Source organism: Terrabacter sp. 05T424 (assembly GCF_056396225.1).
On sequence record NZ_JBFTLB010000003.1, the window covers coordinates 136,135 to 151,340 of the forward strand.

Genomic DNA, 15,206 nt, shown 5'->3' on the forward strand with positions numbered 1-15,206 from the left:
CCGCACCCCGTGCGTCCGGTGCGCTCAGTGCCCGCGGTGCGTCCGGTGCGGCCGTGACCGATGGCACCACCATGGCGGGTAGGTTCATGCCTGTGCAGATCGCTATCACCGGTTCCATCGCCACCGACCACCTGATGACGTTCGACGGACTGTTCGCCGACTCGCTCGTCGTGGAGCAGCTCGACAAGATCTCGCTCTCGTTCCTGACCCAGGACCTCCAGGTGCGGCGAGGTGGGGTGGCGGCCAACATCGCCTTCGGCATGGCCAACCTGGGCCAGCGACCCCTGCTCGTCGGCGCGGTGGGCGAGGACTTCACCGACTACCGCAGCTGGCTCGAGCGCCACGGCGTCGACTGCGGCGGGGTGCACTACTCCGAGTCGCAGCACACCGCCCGCTTCATCTGCACCACCGACCGCGACATGGCCCAGATCGCCACCTTCTACGCCGGTGCCATGACCGAGGCCCGCGACATCGAGCTGGCCCCGGTCGCCAAGCGCGCCGGCGGCCTCGACCTCGTCGTCGTGGGCGCCAACGACCCCGAGGCGATGCTGCGCCACTCCGACGAGTGCCGGTCCCGTGAGATCCCCTTCGCGGCCGACCCGTCCCAGCAGCTGGCCTTCTGCGACGGTCCCACGATCGCCCGGCTCATCGACGGCGCCGACTACCTGTTCACCAACGAGTACGAGAGCCACCTGGCCTGCCAGAAGACGGGGTGGAGTGAGGACGAGCTCGCCGACCGGGTCCGGGTGCAGGTCAAGACCCGCGGCAAGGACGGCGTCACCGTCCGGGTGCGGGGCGAGAGCGAGACCGTCGAGGTCGGCATCGCCCGCGAGGTGCGCAAGGCCGACCCCACGGGCGTCGGCGACGCGTTCCGCGCCGGCTACCTGACGGGCCTCGCGGCCGGCCTGCCCGTGCAGCGCTGCGCCGAGCTCGGCTCGATGCTGGCGACCTACGTCATCGAGACGGTCGGCACGCAGGAGTACGTCCTCGGCAAGGAGCGCTTCCTCGAGCGCCTCGCCGACGCGTACGGCAGCGAGTCGGCCGACGAGATCGGCCCGCACATCACCTGCCCGCGCCCGTGACGACGTCGTCGCTCGGCCGCTGACCGCCACCCCACGAGAAGCGCACCCCTCGACAGCAGGGAGCCCCCGTGCCCACGCCTCCGCCGCCCACCTCCTGGGACTTCGCGCTGGACCGCGTGCCGCACGGAGAGGACCTCATCGGCATCGGCGCCGACCTCGACGTCGCGACCCTGTTCGAGGCGTACTCCATCGGGGTGTTCCCGATGGGCGTCGGCGACCACGGCGCCGCACCGATCGGCTGGTGGTCACCCGACCCCCGCGGGGTCCTGCGCCCGCGCGAGATGGTGGTCAGCCGGTCCCTGCGCAAGGCGGTGGCCCACTTCGAGGTCAGGGTCGACACCGAGTTCCGCTCGGTCGTCGAGGCGTGCGCAGCCCCCGACCGAGAGGGCCGCTGGATCACCGACGACATCGTCGACGCGTACGTCGCGCTGCACGATGCCGGGTGGGCTCACTCGGTGGAGACCTGGCAGGACGACGTCCTCGTCGGCGGCCTCTACGGGGTGGCGATCGGTGGCCTCTTCGCCGGGGAGTCGATGTTCCATCACGTGCGCGACGCCTCGAAGGTCGCGCTCGTGGGGCTCTGTGCACTGCTTCGGGTCGACAACGACCCGCGGCGGCTGGTCGACGTCCAATGGCAGACGCCGCACCTGGCCACGCTGGGGGTGCGTGAGGTTCCCCGCGACGAGTACCTCGCGACCCTGCCGACGGTGCTCAGCGCGCCTCTTCCGGCGTGCTGGGCCTGACGACCTCCACGACGTATGCCGTGTGGTCGTCCTCCGCACGTGCCTCGACGAAGCGCTGCCCGCGCATGCGGCACCAGGCCGGGATGTCATGGGCGGCCGCCGGATCGGTGGCCAGCACCGTCACCAGGCGCACGTGGGGCTCCTCGCGCACGAGCCGCGCCAGCCGGATGACCGGCAGCGGGCACCGTTCGCCGCGGGCATCGACGACGCGGTCGACCTCGGGGCCGTCCTCGGGGCCTTCCTCGGGGCCTTCCTCGGGGCCTTCCTCGGGGCCTTCCTCGGGGCCTTCCTCGGGGCCTTCCTCGACAGGGCCCGGGTCGCTGCCGGGCTGCGGGCTCACAGGTCACCCACACCGAGCTGGTCGCGCACCGACCTGATCGTCGGCGCCAGTGCGGCGGCGAAGTCGGCGACGTCGTCGGTCAGCGTGGGGGACACCGCCGGCAGCGGGAGGGTCACCCGGACGTTCCCGTGGGTGAGCACGCCCATCGCGGCGAGGACGTGGCTGGGCTCGAGGGTGCTCGACGTGCACGCCGACCCGCTCGCCACGGAGATCCCGGCGGCGTCGAAGGCGCTGACGACCGCCTCGCCGTCGACGTAGAGACTCGAGAACGTCACCACGTGGGGGAGCCGGTCCTCGGGGTCGCCGACGACCTCGGTGTCGGGCACCTGCGAGGCGGCGGATCGCACGTCGTCGACCAGGCCCCGGGTCACCTCGGAGTCGGACTCGCGAGTGGCCGACGTCTGCTGCCAGGCCTCGGCCGCGGCCAGGGCGAGCGGCACCCATGGCGAGACGTCCCAGCGACCGTGCTCGACATCGGCCCGCGACCCGGACCACTGCCAGCGCACACCCTCACGGACGGCGAGGATGCCGAGCGGGGGCCCGCCCCACGAGCGAGCGTCGCCGACGAGGACGTCCCAGTCGGTCGGCACGGCGTCGCGTCCGAGCGACGCCATCGCGTCGACGACCAGGGGTATGCCGTGTGCGGCGGCCGCCTCGCGGGCTGGGCCGAGCGGCTGCCGCGTGCCGACCTCGCCGTTCGCGCTCTGCAGGGCGGCGACGACCGTGCCGGGCGCTGCGAGAGCCTCTTGCCAGGCGTCGAGGTCGAGCCGTCCCACGGCGTCGACGGAGACCTCGGCGAGCAGCCGTGCGTCGTCGGCCGCGGCCGCCCGAGCCCGGGCCGGGACGAGCACTGCCGAGTGCTCCACCGCGGAGGCCACGGTGCGCGCCCCGCGCCGCCGGGCGGCATACGCGATTCCCTCGACCGCCCTGGTGAGTGCGGTGGGGCCGCTCGGCAGGAAGCTCACCTCGCTGGGTCGCACCCCGAGCCCTGATGCCACGACCTCGCGCGCACGGTCGAGCAGCGCCCCTGCACGACGGCCCTCGGCGTGCAGCCGGGCAGGGTCGGCCCAACCCACCTCCACGGCGGCCAGCAGCGTGTCGCGAGCCACCGGGTGGAGCGGCCCAGCAGCGGCGTCGAGCAGGCGTCGACGGGCCACCGGAGGGACCGCGCGGGAGGGCCCTGACAGGCTCGCGGCACCCTGTCCAGGGGTTGTTCCCGGATCGTGACTGACCACGCCGCAACGTTAGCCGCCCCCTGCGGACAGCGTGACGAGAGGGGCGGTAGGGTTGCCGACGTGGGCCTTGGCTGCCCTGACGGTTTGACGTGAACACGTTTGACGCGCGCCCTGCGCGCCCACGTACGGAACGAAAGGTGCACCTGGTGCCTGAGCACGAAGACACCCCGGTGGCGACGCCGGCGGTGACGCCAGTGGTAGGGGAGACCAGGCGGCGACGCGCGCCGGTCCGCATCGTTGGACTCGCGGCCCTGGCGAGTCTCGCCCTGGCGGGATGCCAGGGTCAGGTGTCCAACGGTTATCTGCCTCCCGTGGTCTCCGACAGCGGGCAGCGAGTCACCGACCTCTGGATCGGCAGCTGGATCGCCGTCCTCGGCGTGGGGGCCATCACGTGGGGCCTGATGCTCTACGCCGCCATCCGCTTCCGCAAGCGCAAGGGTGACGAGACCCTCCCCGTGCAGCTGCGCTACAACGTGCCGATGGAGCTGCTCTACACCGTCATCCCGGTGTTCATGGTGGCCGTCTTCTTCTACTACACCGCCCGCGACGAGGCCGCCCTCGTCGACACGAGCACGAAGCAGGACCTCACGGTCAGCGTCGTCGCCAAGCAGTGGAGCTGGGACTTCAACTACGTCGACTCCAACGTCCACGAGAGCGGTGTCCACACCGAGCTCGACGGCAGCGAGGGCAAGCGCGCGCAGATGCCCGTGCTCTACCTGCCCGTCAACAAGCGCGTGGAGTTCGTGCTCAACGCCCGCGACGTGATCCACAGCTTCTGGGTGCCGGCCTTCATGATGAAGATGGACATGCTCCCCGGCAAGACGAACAAGTTCCAGCTGACGCCCACGCAGACCGGCACCTTCCAGGGCAAGTGCGCCGAGCTCTGCGGCGCCTACCACTCACAGATGCTGTTCATGGTCAAGGTCGTGCCGCAGGCCGAGTACGACCAGGAGATGGCCCGCCTCAAGTCCATCGGGCAGGAGGGCCTCATCCCCGTCGACGTCAGCCGCGAGAAGATGGTCCAGTCCGACATCGACAAGATCCCCGCACCCGCCCGCACTGGGAGCAACTGATGACGTCCGCAACCCTCAGGCGTGAGGCGCAGTCCACGCCCCTCACCACGTCCAGGCCGCGAGCGGCCAAGGGCCAGACGTTCGTGAAGTGGGTGACGACGACTGACCACAAGGTCATCGGCAACCTCTACTTCATCACCTCGTTCGTGTTCTTCCTGCTCGGCGGCGTCATGGCGCTGCTCATCCGTGCCGAGCTGGTCGCGCCGGGCCTGCAGATCGTCGACAACCCCGAGCAGTACAACCAGCTCTTCACGATGCACGGCACGATCATGCTGCTGCTCTTCGCGACGCCGCTCTTCGCCGGCTTCGCGAACGCCGTGATGCCGCTGCAGATCGGGGCCCCCGACGTCGCCTTCCCGCGCCTCAACATGTTCGCCTACTGGCTCTACCTCTTCGGTGGCCTCATCGCCTCCGTCGGCTTCCTGACGCCGCAGGGCGCGGCGGCGTTCGGCTGGTTCGCGTACGCGCCGCTGTCCGACGTCAGCTACAGCCCGGGCCTGGGCGGTGACCTCTGGGTCTTCGGTCTGGCCATGGCCGGTTTCGGCACGATCCTGGGTGCCGTCAACTTCATCACGACGATCATCTGCCTGCGGGCGCCCGGCATGACGATGTTCCGCATGCCGATCTTCACCTGGACGGTGCTGGTCACCTCGCTGCTCGCGATCCTCGTCTTCCCGATCCTCGCCGCGGCGCTCTTCGCCCTCGGTGGCGACCGCCGGTTCGGGATGCACATCTTCGACGCCGAGAACAACGGCGCCATGCTGTGGCAGCACCTCTTCTGGTTCTTCGGCCATCCCGAGGTCTACATCATCGCGTTGCCCTTCTTCGGCATCATCAGCGAGGTCCTGCCGGTCTTCTCACGCAAGCCGATCTTCGGCTACAAGACCCTCGTCTTCGCCACGATCGCCATCGCTGCGCTCTCGGCCAGCGTCTGGGCGCACCACATGTACGTCACCGGGCAAGTGCTCCTACCCTTCTTCTCGGTGATGACGATGCTGATCGCCGTGCCGACCGGTGTGAAGTTCTTCAACTGGATCGGCACGATGTGGGGCGGCAAGGTCGTCATGGCCACGCCGATGCTCTGGGCGATGGGCTTCCTGGTCACCTTCCTCTTCGGCGGCCTGACGGGTGTCATCCTCGCGAGCCCGGCCCTCGACTTCCACCTCTCCGACAGCTACTTCATCGTCGCGCACTTCCACTACACCGTCTTCGGCACCGTGGTCTTCGCGATGTTCTCCGGCTACTACTTCTGGTGGCCCAAGCTGACCGGCCGGATGCTCGACGAGACGCTCGGCAAGATCCACTTCTGGATGCTCTTCATCGGCTTCCACATGACGTTCCTCATCCAGCACTGGCTCGGCGTCGAGGGCATGGCCCGTCGTTACGCCGACTACCTGCCGGAAGAGGGCTTCCAAGCGGCCAACATCGTCTCCAGCGTCGGCGCGTTCCTGCTCGGCGCCTCGATGATCCCGTTCGTCTACAACGTCTGGAAGACCTGGAAGCACGCTCCTCTGGTCAAGTCCGACGACCCGTGGGGCTACGGCGCCTCGCTCGAGTGGGCGACCTCGTGCCCGCCGCCGCGGCACAACTTCACGTCGCTGCCGCGCATCCGTTCGGAGCGCCCGGCGTTCGACCTGCACCACCCCGAGTCGGTGGCCGGCGGCACGCCGGTCGCTGACCGCAACACCCTGGTGCAGGTGATGGGGCCGGCCGACGTGGCCGCCCCCGAGAAGGCCGCCCACACCGAGAAGCGCGAGGGCTGACACGATGCGCGTCGAAACCAAGCTGTTCCTCTACCTGGTCGTCTTCTTCGTCCCGGTCACCCTGATCTACGGCTTCTGGTCCAAGTGGTCCGAGCCGATCGGTGTGGTTGCCCTGCTGCTCACCACCCTCCTCTTCGCCCTCACCGGCTTCTACCTCTGGATGACGGGCAAGAAGCTCCCGCTGCGTCCCGAGGACAACGCCTCGGGTGAGATCGAGGACGCCGAGGGCAACTACGGCTACTTCGTCGCGAGCTCGTGGACCCCGCTCTGGCTCGCCGGCTCGGGGGCCATCATGTTCGCCGGCCTCGCCGTCGGGTGGTGGCTCTTCATCATCGGCGCGTTCCTCGGGGTCGTCGCCGTGTGCCTCTGGGTGTTCGAGTCCTTCTCGGGCGAGTACTCCATCTGAGACACGCGACCCCGTCGGGTGTCGTGAAAGGATCCGGTCGCCTCGGCGACCGGGTCCTTTCGCATGCCGGGTGCTTCGCCCTCAGACGACGTCGAACAGCTCGGTGTGGATCCGGCTGTTGCGCACCCCAAGCCCTTCGAGGGTGCGGGTCACGGCAGCAACCATCGGCCCCGGCCCGCAGATGAAGTAGTCGATGCGGAGCCGTCGTCGCATCGGCAGATGCCGTTTCAGCATCGGCCGGGTGAGCCAGCCGACCTCGCCGTCCCAGCTCTCGGGGGGCTCCTCGAGGATCTCCACGATGTGGAGGTCGAGGTCGTGCACCAGGCCGTCGAGGCGTTCCCGGTGCAGCAGGTCGTCGGCGGTGCGTCCGGCGACGAAGAGGGCGACCGGCCGCTGGTCACGTCGCTCGGCGAGGGTGCGCACCATGCTCAGCATCGGCGTCACACCGACCCCGCCGGCGATCAGCACGATGGCCTCGGAGGCGAGTCCGTCGACGGTGAACGAGCCGTGGGGGCCGTCGAGGTAGACCCGACGACCGGCCTTCATGCCGGCGACGAGCTCGCTGAAGTCGCCGAGGGCCTTGATCGTGAACTCCTTGCGCCACGGCTCGGTCGCGGCGGAGGCGATGGTGAACGGGTGCTCCTCGAAGACGTGCGGCGAGGCACCGATCTTGAGGAACGCGAACTGGCCCGGGCGGAAGGGCACGCCCTCGTGCCCCTCCGCGTGGAGGACGAGCGTGGCCGAGCTGTCGGGGTGCTGTCGGATCTCGTCGATGAGGTACGCGTTCTGGCGCTGTCGCCGAGGACGCCACCACCATCGATAGACCCAGAGCCCAATGACGAGCACGGCGAGCAGCGTGAACCACACGAGCACGATGGCGTTGTTGACCAAGTCGTCGAGCAGCCACACGTGCATGGCGGTGGCGAGCACGATGACGTTGGCCAGGATCACGTGGGAGAGGCGCCACCCCTCGTAGCGTGGACGGCGCCGACGCCGGGTCCACGCGAGGACGACGATGGCCACGAGCGAGACCGTTGCGGTGAGGGCGAACCACACCCTGGGCGGCGCGTCACGCAGGTCGAGCAGGCCGATGCCCTTGGGGGAGTGGGCGACGGCGAAGACGAGATGCGCCAGCACCACCGTGCCGGTGCCGATCGCCAGCGCTCGGTGCGTCCTCAGCACCCGCTCGATGCCCAGCTGGCTCGTGAGGGTGCGCACCCTGGATGGCAGCAGGAAGGCCGCCACGAGCAGCGACAGTGCGATCAGCCCGGTGACGAGCGAGAGCACGTGCAGCAACGGCAGGCCGGAGAGGACCCCGGTGCGCGCGAGCAGGACGATGGGGATGGCGAGGGCCAGGATGACGACGACGGCCCATCCGAGGGAGGCGATGCGTCGACGCGGCAGCAGTCGTCGGTTGCTAGAGGTGGTTGCTCTGTGGGACACGGCGAATCCTCCACGATCCCCGAGTGACCATTCCCCCTACGAGGTCCCAGTCTGCCGGTCCCGAGAGACAGCGTCCATGCCCCGAATCCCCAGCCGCAGAGGACGATTCGGGTCAAACAGTCACGAGTCGGGCCTCATGTCCCGGATCTCGCGCTGGCCTAACGGCATGAGCGCCGCCGTTGAGACGTCCCCGGACATGACGAAGGGGAAGGCGCGCGCCTTCCCCTTCAGTCGTCACTGCTCTTCACGGCCCTTCGGGCTCGCAGTGCGATCGTATGGGAGTGAACATTGGCACCTCCGTCCGATCGGTTGTGTCCCTCGACGGTAAACCCCCTGTGGGCCCCCGTAAAGACTTCTGTCCACCCTTGGTGCACGACTGTCAGGCGGCACCGTGTCGCCCCGTGACTCAGCCCCAGCCGAGGTCGTGCAGCTGGTCGTCGTCGATGCCGAAGTGGTGAGCGACCTCGTGCACCACCGTGACGGCGATCTCCTCACGCAGCTCCTCGGAGGTCTCGCACATCCGCTGCAGCGGCCCCCTGAAGATGGTGATGCGGTCGGGGAGGGCGCCCGCGGCCCACCAGCTGTCACGCTCGGTGAGGGGCGTGCCGTCGTAGACCCCGAGCAGGTCGGGGTCGTCAGCCGGCGGCTCGTCCTCGACCAGCACGACCACGTTGTCCATCGCTCGTGCCAGCCCCGTCGGAATGGAGTCGAGGGCATCGCCGACGGCGTCGTCGAACTCGGCTTCGGAGAGGTGCACCACATTGTGCAGTCTCGCACGTGCGGAAGGGACGCGACCCCAGCGGGTCGCGCCCCTTCCGCACGAGATGCGTTGCGGCTCAGTCGTGCTGGCGAGCCTTGATGGTCTCGCGCTCCTGGCCCGCACCACGTGACTCGATGGCCTCGTGCTCGCCCGTCGCGGCAGCGTCGTGGTCGTCGTGGCCGTCGTGCTCGTGGTGGGCGGCCTCCAGCTCGCTCGGCGTGGCCGGCGCGACGCGGTCCTTGAAGTAGAAGTTCGAGAACTTCGCGCGCAGGCGCTCCTTGCGGGCGACCGGGCTGTCGACCCCGTTGGTGTCGGTTCCGGCCGTGAGCTGGAGCGGCTCGTGCGCCTCGTGCTGGACCAGGACCCAGCGCTCCTGCGGCGTGAGCGGGGCGTGGATCTCCTCGAACTTGCCGTCGGCGTGACGCCAGATCGTGCCGGTCTCGCGACCGTGGAGCACCTTCTGGCGGTCGGCCCGCTGGAGGCTGAGGCAGATGCGCTTGGTGATCCAGAAGGCGATCGGCGGCCCGATGAAGAAGAGCACGCGCAGGGTCTGCGTGATGTCGTTGATCGAGAGGTGCAGCTTGATCGCCATGAGGTCGTTGCCCGCGGCCAGGAAGAGCACGACGTACATCGTGATGCCGGCGATACCGATCGCGGTGCGGGTCGGGGCGTTGCGCGGCCGGTCGAGCAGGTGGTGCTCGCGCTTGTCGCCGGTGACCCAGGCCTCGACGAACGGGTAGGCGCCGATGATGCCCCACATGATCGGCAGGAGCAGGATCGAGCCCGGGAAGATGTTCATGCTCCACGTGAAGCCGAACGTCTGGAACTCGAGGAAGCCGGGCAGCAGTCGCAGCGCACCGTCCGCGAAGCCCATGTACCAGTCCGGCTGGGAGCCGGCCGTGATGGGCGACGGGTCGTAGGGGCCGTAGGCCCAGATCGGGTTGATGCTCACGACCGCGGAGATCAGCGTGATGACGCCGAAGACGATGAAGAAGAAGCCACCCGCCTTGGCGATGTACACCGGCAGGAGGGGGTAGCCGACGACGTTGTTGTTGGTGCGTCCCGGGCCGGGGAACTGGGTGTGCTTGTGCACGAACACCAGCAGGATGTGTGCCGTGAAAAGGCCCACGAGGATGGCCGGGATGAGCAGAACGTGCGCCGAGTAGAGGCGGGGGATGATCGCCTCGCCCGGGAACGCCCCACCGAAGATGAAGTAGGACATGTACGAGCCGATGACCGGCACCGACTGCACGAAGCCGTTCATGGCCCGGATGCCGGTGCCGGAGAGCAGGTCGTCGGGCAGCGAGTAGCCCGCGAAGCCCTCGATGCAGGCGAGCATCGACAGGATGGTGCCGAAGACCCAGTTGATCTCACGCGGCTTGCGGAAGGCGCCGGTGAAGAAGACGCGCGCCATGTGCACGAAGACCGACACGACGAAGATCAGCGCGGCCCAGTGGTGGATCTGCCGGATGAGCAGGCCACCACGGATGTCGAACGAGATGCCGAGCGTGGAGCGATAGGCGTCGGACATCGTCACGCCCTGCAGCGGCACGTAGCTGCCGTCGTAGACGACCTGGCTGGCGCTCGGGACGAACCAGAAGGTGAGGAACGCACCGGTGAGCAGGCAGACGATCATCGAGTACATGGCGATCTCGCCGAGCATGAACGACCAGTGGTCGGGGAAGACCTTCTTCGCGAGGAAGGAGACGCCCTTGGCGGCGCCGACGCGGTCGTCGACCCAGCCGGCGATGCCGCCGAGCGGCTTTGCGGCAGATGCTCGTTCGTCTGCCTGGCGGTCGCCGGCGCGGAGGGCGTCAGCGGGGCGGGTCTCTGTGGTGCTCATCGCGCACGCTCCCAGAAGCTCGGTCCGACGGGCTCGTGGAAGCCCTCGGGGGCGACGAGGTAGCCCGCGTCGTCGACGGTGATCTTGAGTTGCGGCAGGGGCCGCTTGGCCGGGCCGAAGATGACTGCGCAGTCCTCGGTGAGGTCGAAGGTCGACTGGTGGCACGGGCAGAGCAGGTGGTGCGTCTGCTGCTCGTACAGGCCGACCGCACAGCCGACGTGGGTGCAGATCTTGGAGTAGGCGACGACGCCGTCGACGCCCCAGTCCTTCGTCTTCTGCACCTTGATCAGGTCGGGGTCGAGACGGATGAGGATGACCGCAGCCTTGGCCTTGGCCTCGAGGACGTGCTTGCCCTCGTCGATGTGCTTCTGGAGCGTCTCGGGCATGACGTGGAAGACCGAGCCGGCGGTGACCTCGTCGAAACGGATCGGCGTCATCTCCGGGTCGCGCATGAGCCGGATCGGCTTGCCGCCGTTCTCCGAGAGGTCCCAGATGGTGTGCTTGAGCTCCTCGACCGTCACCGGGCCGAGCGATCCGGCCACCTGGAGGCCGAGGGGGAGCGCAAAGAGGCCGAGCGCCCCGCCGAGGGAGTACTTGAGGACGGGACGGCGCGTCAGCTGCGTGGACTCGACCCCCGCGGTGACCGCCGCGACGGCCTTCGCCCGCTGCTCACCGGTGGAGGCCTGCAGGTGGCGCTCCTCGACGATCTCCTCGTCGGACATCAGCGTCTTGGCCCAGTGCACGGCCCCGATGCCGATGAGGAAGATCGCGAAGCCGAGCGAGAGGCCGAGCACGACGTTCTGCGTCTTCGCCACGCCGATGCCGGGGAAGAAGAAGGTCGCCTCGTCGGGGACCGCGAAGTAGCTGACCAAGAACACCAGCGTCGCAAGCATCGACAGGCCGAACATCGTCGCGACCTGGCGCTCGGCGCGCTTGGCGGCGTCGGGGTGGTCGTCGGCGAGACGGTGCACGTGCGGCGGCAGACCGGGGTTCTCGAACTGGTCGGCGTCGCGGATCATCGACGCGGGGAGCAGGTCGTGCCCGTCGCCGGCAGCCGGGACGAGTGCGGTGCTCGTCCCGTGTTCCGTGGTCTCGTGGTCGTTCATCGGGTCGTGGTCCTGTCGTCGTTCGTGATCTGGACGATGCAGCGCGGGGTCATGCGGCCTTCTTGCCCAGCCAGACGGCGCAGCCGATGAGGATGCCGAGGGCGAAGACCCAGGCGAAGAGGCCCTCGGAGACGGGGCCGAGGTTGCCGAGCGTCAGGCCGCCGACGTTCGTCTGCGACTCCTGGGCCTTGAGGTAGGAGATGACCTTCTGCTTCGCCTCGGGAGTCAGGTTGGTGTCGTTGAAGACGGGCATCGACTGGGGACCGCTGACCATCGCCTCGTAGATGTGCTTGGGCGTCGTCTCGTCGAGGGCCGGGGCGTACTTGCCGCGCGTCAGGGCGCCACCGGCGCCGGCGAAGTTGTGGCACATGGCGCAGTTGACGCGGAAGATCTCGCCGCCCTCCGCGATCGCCTTGTTGTTCTCGGCCGTGCCGGGCTCGATGACGGTCGTCCACTTGGTCTCGGGGATCGACGGGCCGGGGCCGAGCGAGGCGACGTACGCGGCGAGGGCGCCGATCTGCTCGTCGTCGAACTTCACCTTGTTGACGGGGGCCTGGACGTTGGGACCGGCGAGCGGCATACGTCCGGTGCCGACCTGGAAGTCGACCGACGCCGCGCCCACGCCCACGAGGGACGGGCCGGACTTGGTGCCCTGGGCGTTGAGGCCGTGGCAGGTGGCGCAGTTGGCCACGAAGAGGTCCTTGCCCTCGGAGACCGCGTCGGCCGCAGCGGTGGGCGCTGCGGCGTTGGCATCCCTGGGCGCCAGGAAGGAGTAGGCGCCACCGGTCACGAGAAGGCCGATCAGCAGCAGCACCGCGATCGCGGCGGGGTGTCGACGTCGGGCGGCCAAGGCGTTCACTGTGGGGTCCTGTCGTCCATGGTGGTGGTGGTCGGGTGCAGCAGCGGGGCGCTCATGCGTGAAACCGGCTCGCGAATCAGCGCAGGATGTAGATGGTCGCGAAGAGGGCGATCCACACGACGTCGACGAAGTGCCAGTAGTAGGACGTCACGACGGCGCCGGTGGCGTTGGCGTGCGTGTAACGCCGGGTGGTGAACGTGCGGGCGATGATGAGCAGGAACGCGATCAGGCCGCCGGTGACGTGCAGGCCGTGGAAGCCGGTGGCCATGTAGAACACCGAGCCGTACGCGTCGGAGCTGAGCGTCACGTTCTCGTGGACGAGCTCGGAGTACTCCATCACCTGGCCGGCGATGAAGAAGGCGCCGAAGAGGTACGTGAGGACGTACCACTCGCGCATGCCCCAGCCCTTGAGGTCGAAAAGCCTTCCGGTGCGGGCCTTCTGGCCGCGCTCGGCCTTCCAGACGCCGAGCTGGCACCACACGGAGGAGATGACGAGCACGAGGCAGTTGACGCTCGCGAACGGCAGGTTCAGCTTCTCGGTCTGCACGGCCCAGAGGTCGCCGCGCACCGATCGGAGCTGGAAGTAGACGGCGAACAGACCCGCGAAGAACATGAGCTCCGAGGAGAGCCACACGATGGTGCCGACGGCGACCATGTTGGGACGGGTCGCCGGTCCGTGGTGGGCCGAAGTCGCTACTGCGCTTGAAGGAACTGCTGATGCTGTCGCCACGTTGGACATTATTCCCACATTCCTGTCCGGCTGTGCGAGGGACCCCCCGCTAGGGGGAGGTTTCTCGCGCGGGTGTAGAGGATTCGTGACCATTCCGACACGAACCCTGAACAGCCGTGCTCGGGGCCGTCCGGGAGCCACCCTCCCACGCCGTCCGGCGCGACCTTCGCCGGGGTCCGACGACGTCGTCCCGAGGGCCGGGAGGTCCCTGCGGTGCGGCGTGACCTGCCCGGTAGCATCAGGCGCATGACCGCCTCGAACGACAGTGCAGCGCAGGGAACGTCCACCGAGATCGCCACGACCGACGAGTCGACCAGCCAGGTGGCGAAGGTGAGCGTGCTGCTCTACAGCGACGACTTCACCACCCGTGACGCCGTGCGCGCGGCCGTCGGTCGCCGACCTGCCAAGGACGTCGAGGTGACCCGCTGGCACGAGTGCGCCACCGCCGACGCGGTGGTCTCGTCGGTCGACTCCGAGCGTTTCGACATCCTCGTGCTCGACGGCGAGGCGGCGAAGGTCGGCGGCCTCGGGCTCGCGCGCCAGCTGAAGAACGAGATCTTCGAGTGCCCGCCGATCATCGTGCTCACCGGTCGCCCACAGGACAGCTGGCTCGCGGCGTGGTCGCAGGCCGACCTGGCCGTCCCGCACCCGCTCGACCCGATCGCGTTGACCTCGGCCATCGCCACGCTCGCCCGCGCGGGCGTGCCCACCGCCTGATCGTGGGTCAGGACGACACCACCTGGTCAGGGCTGCTGACCGACCTCATCGCGGGTCGGGACCTCGACCGCCCCACGGCCGAGTGGGCCATGAACCAGATCATGGAGGGGGAGGCGACCCCTTCGCAGGTCGCGGGGTTCCTCGTCGGACTCCGCGCCAAGGGCGAGAGCATCGACGAGATGCGTGGCCTGGCCGAGCAGATGCTCGCCCACGCCCGGCGCATCGAGGTCCCCGGCCCGAGCCTCGACATCGTCGGCACCGGGGGAGACCGCGCCCACACCGTGAACATCTCGACGATGTCGTCGATGGTGGCCGCGGCCGCCGGCGTACGCCTGGTCAAGCACGGCAACCGGGCCGCCTCCTCGTCGTCCGGTTCGGCCGACGTCCTCGAGGCGCTCGGCATCGACCTGTCGCTTCCGCCCGAACGGGTGGTCGAGGTCGCCGACGAGGCGGGCATCACCTTCTGCTTCGCCCAGACGTTCCATCCCTCGTTCCGTCACACGGCCGTCCCGCGGCGCGACCTCGGAATCGGCACGGCGTTCAACTTCCTCGGGCCGCTCACCAACCCCGCGCAGCCGACGTATGCCGCCGTGGGCTGTGCCGACGCCCGCATGGCCCCGCTGCTGGCGGGGGTCTTCGCCGACCGCGGCAAGGACGCCGCCGTGTTCCGCGGCGACGACGGTCTCGACGAGGTCACCGTCTCCACCACGACGCACGTCTGGTGGGTTCGCGCAGGTGCGGTCACCGAGCGCTCGGTGGACCCCACCCGGCTCGGGCTCGAGCTGCACCCCATCGAGGCCCTGCGCGGCGGCGACGCCGCGCACAACGCCGAGGTCGTGCGTGCGACGTTCGCCGGCGCCACCGGTGCGGTGCGCGACGCGGTGCTGCTCAACGCCGGCATCGCCCTCGCCCTGACCCGACCCGACTCGGGCACGTCGTCCTCGGACTTCGACGCAGACCTGCGCACCGGCATGGACCTCGCAGCCGACGCCATCGACACCGGTGCGGCGGCGGCTCTCGTCGAGCGCTGGGTGGCGGCAACCTCCCGCTGACGCAGACGCCGGCCGCGTCCACGAGGCGGGCCGTCCTCGACATCGACCCGACGG

Annotated in this window: 15 protein-coding genes; 7 read left to right on the top strand and 8 right to left on the bottom strand. The window is 69.2% G+C overall.

Features of this window, described 5'->3' with window-relative positions; all coding sequences use genetic code 11:
- Nucleotides 1-92 precede the first annotated feature (92 nt).
- Together AC1DE0_RS09800 and aat are read left to right on the top strand one after the other, a co-directional pair.
- On the top strand, nucleotides 93-1,082 hold the full coding sequence (locus AC1DE0_RS09800) for a carbohydrate kinase family protein (RefSeq protein WP_478100121.1): 990 nt from the start codon (nucleotides 93-95) through the stop codon (nucleotides 1,080-1,082).
- 68 nt (nucleotides 1,083-1,150) lie between these two features.
- Nucleotides 1,151-1,825, top strand: coding sequence for a leucyl/phenylalanyl-tRNA--protein transferase (aat, locus tag AC1DE0_RS09805; RefSeq protein WP_478099819.1), 675 nt, complete (start codon nucleotides 1,151-1,153; stop codon nucleotides 1,823-1,825).
- On the opposite strand, the gene AC1DE0_RS09810 is transcribed toward aat, so the two are convergent.
- Both AC1DE0_RS09810 and AC1DE0_RS09815 read right to left on the bottom strand, forming a co-directional pair.
- Nucleotides 1,794-2,165 (bottom strand): sulfurtransferase TusA family protein, encoded by a 372-nt coding sequence (locus AC1DE0_RS09810; RefSeq protein WP_478099821.1) that lies wholly within the window; start codon nucleotides 2,163-2,165, stop codon nucleotides 1,794-1,796. The two genes, aat and AC1DE0_RS09810, sit on opposite strands and share 32 nt — an antisense overlap.
- The gene (locus tag AC1DE0_RS09815) at nucleotides 2,162-3,322 is read right to left on the bottom strand and encodes a cysteine desulfurase family protein (protein WP_478099823.1); all 1,161 of its coding nucleotides are present in this window, start codon (nucleotides 3,320-3,322) and stop codon (nucleotides 2,162-2,164) included. Before AC1DE0_RS09815 ends, AC1DE0_RS09810 begins: the two co-directional genes overlap by 4 nt.
- 263 nt (nucleotides 3,323-3,585) lie before the next feature.
- On the opposite strand from AC1DE0_RS09815, the gene ctaC reads away from it, so the two are divergent.
- From ctaC to AC1DE0_RS09830, 3 genes are read left to right on the top strand one after another with little or no spacing between them, the layout of a single operon-like run.
- The gene (gene ctaC, locus AC1DE0_RS09820) at nucleotides 3,586-4,473 is read left to right on the top strand and encodes an aa3-type cytochrome oxidase subunit II (RefSeq protein WP_478100123.1); all 888 of its coding nucleotides are present in this window, start codon (nucleotides 3,586-3,588) and stop codon (nucleotides 4,471-4,473) included.
- On the top strand, nucleotides 4,473-6,236 hold the full coding sequence (gene ctaD, locus AC1DE0_RS09825) for an aa3-type cytochrome oxidase subunit I (RefSeq protein WP_478099825.1): 1,764 nt from the start codon (nucleotides 4,473-4,475) through the stop codon (nucleotides 6,234-6,236). Before ctaC ends, ctaD begins: the two co-directional genes overlap by 1 nt.
- Nucleotides 6,237-6,240: 4 nt before the next feature.
- Nucleotides 6,241-6,642, top strand: coding sequence for a cytochrome c oxidase subunit 4 (locus AC1DE0_RS09830; RefSeq protein WP_478099827.1), 402 nt, complete (start codon nucleotides 6,241-6,243; stop codon nucleotides 6,640-6,642).
- A gap of 81 nt (nucleotides 6,643-6,723) precedes the next feature.
- Here the strand turns inward: AC1DE0_RS09830 and AC1DE0_RS09835 are convergent, their stop codons facing one another.
- From AC1DE0_RS09835 to ctaE, 6 genes are all read right to left on the bottom strand, one after another.
- Complete coding sequence (locus tag AC1DE0_RS09835; RefSeq protein ID WP_478099829.1) at nucleotides 6,724-8,085, bottom strand: ferredoxin reductase family protein; 1,362 nt, start codon at nucleotides 8,083-8,085, stop codon at nucleotides 6,724-6,726.
- A gap of 406 nt (nucleotides 8,086-8,491) precedes the next feature.
- Entirely contained in the window at nucleotides 8,492-8,845 is a 354-nt protein-coding gene (locus AC1DE0_RS09840) for a metallopeptidase family protein (RefSeq protein ID WP_478099832.1), read from the bottom strand.
- Between the two features lie 76 nt (nucleotides 8,846-8,921).
- Entirely contained in the window at nucleotides 8,922-10,688 is a 1,767-nt protein-coding gene (gene qcrB, locus AC1DE0_RS09845; protein WP_478099834.1) for a cytochrome bc1 complex cytochrome b subunit, read from the bottom strand.
- Nucleotides 10,685-11,794: a cytochrome bc1 complex Rieske iron-sulfur subunit gene (qcrA, locus tag AC1DE0_RS09850; RefSeq protein WP_478099836.1), complete on the bottom strand. Its 1,110-nt coding sequence runs from the start codon at nucleotides 11,792-11,794 to the stop codon at nucleotides 10,685-10,687. Before qcrA ends, qcrB begins: the two co-directional genes overlap by 4 nt.
- Before the next feature lie 49 nt (nucleotides 11,795-11,843).
- Complete coding sequence (qcrC, locus tag AC1DE0_RS09855; protein ID WP_478099838.1) at nucleotides 11,844-12,653, bottom strand: cytochrome bc1 complex diheme cytochrome c subunit; 810 nt, start codon at nucleotides 12,651-12,653, stop codon at nucleotides 11,844-11,846.
- A 76-nt stretch (nucleotides 12,654-12,729) separates the two neighbouring features.
- Nucleotides 12,730-13,392, bottom strand: a complete 663-nt coding sequence (ctaE, locus tag AC1DE0_RS09860) for an aa3-type cytochrome oxidase subunit III (protein WP_442292440.1) — start codon at nucleotides 13,390-13,392, stop codon at nucleotides 12,730-12,732.
- A gap of 237 nt (nucleotides 13,393-13,629) precedes the next feature.
- Here ctaE and AC1DE0_RS09865 point away from each other — a divergent pair, with 237 nt between their 5' ends.
- Both AC1DE0_RS09865 and trpD read left to right on the top strand, forming a co-directional pair.
- Nucleotides 13,630-14,100 carry a PleD family two-component system response regulator gene (locus AC1DE0_RS09865; protein ID WP_478099841.1) on the top strand — a complete coding sequence of 157 codons (471 nt, stop codon included), beginning with the start codon at nucleotides 13,630-13,632 and terminating at the stop codon, nucleotides 14,098-14,100.
- 2 nt (nucleotides 14,101-14,102) lie between these two features.
- Nucleotides 14,103-15,152 carry an anthranilate phosphoribosyltransferase gene (trpD, locus tag AC1DE0_RS09870; protein WP_478099843.1) on the top strand — a complete coding sequence of 350 codons (1,050 nt, stop codon included), beginning with the start codon at nucleotides 14,103-14,105 and terminating at the stop codon, nucleotides 15,150-15,152.
- Nucleotides 15,153-15,206 lie beyond the last annotated feature (54 nt).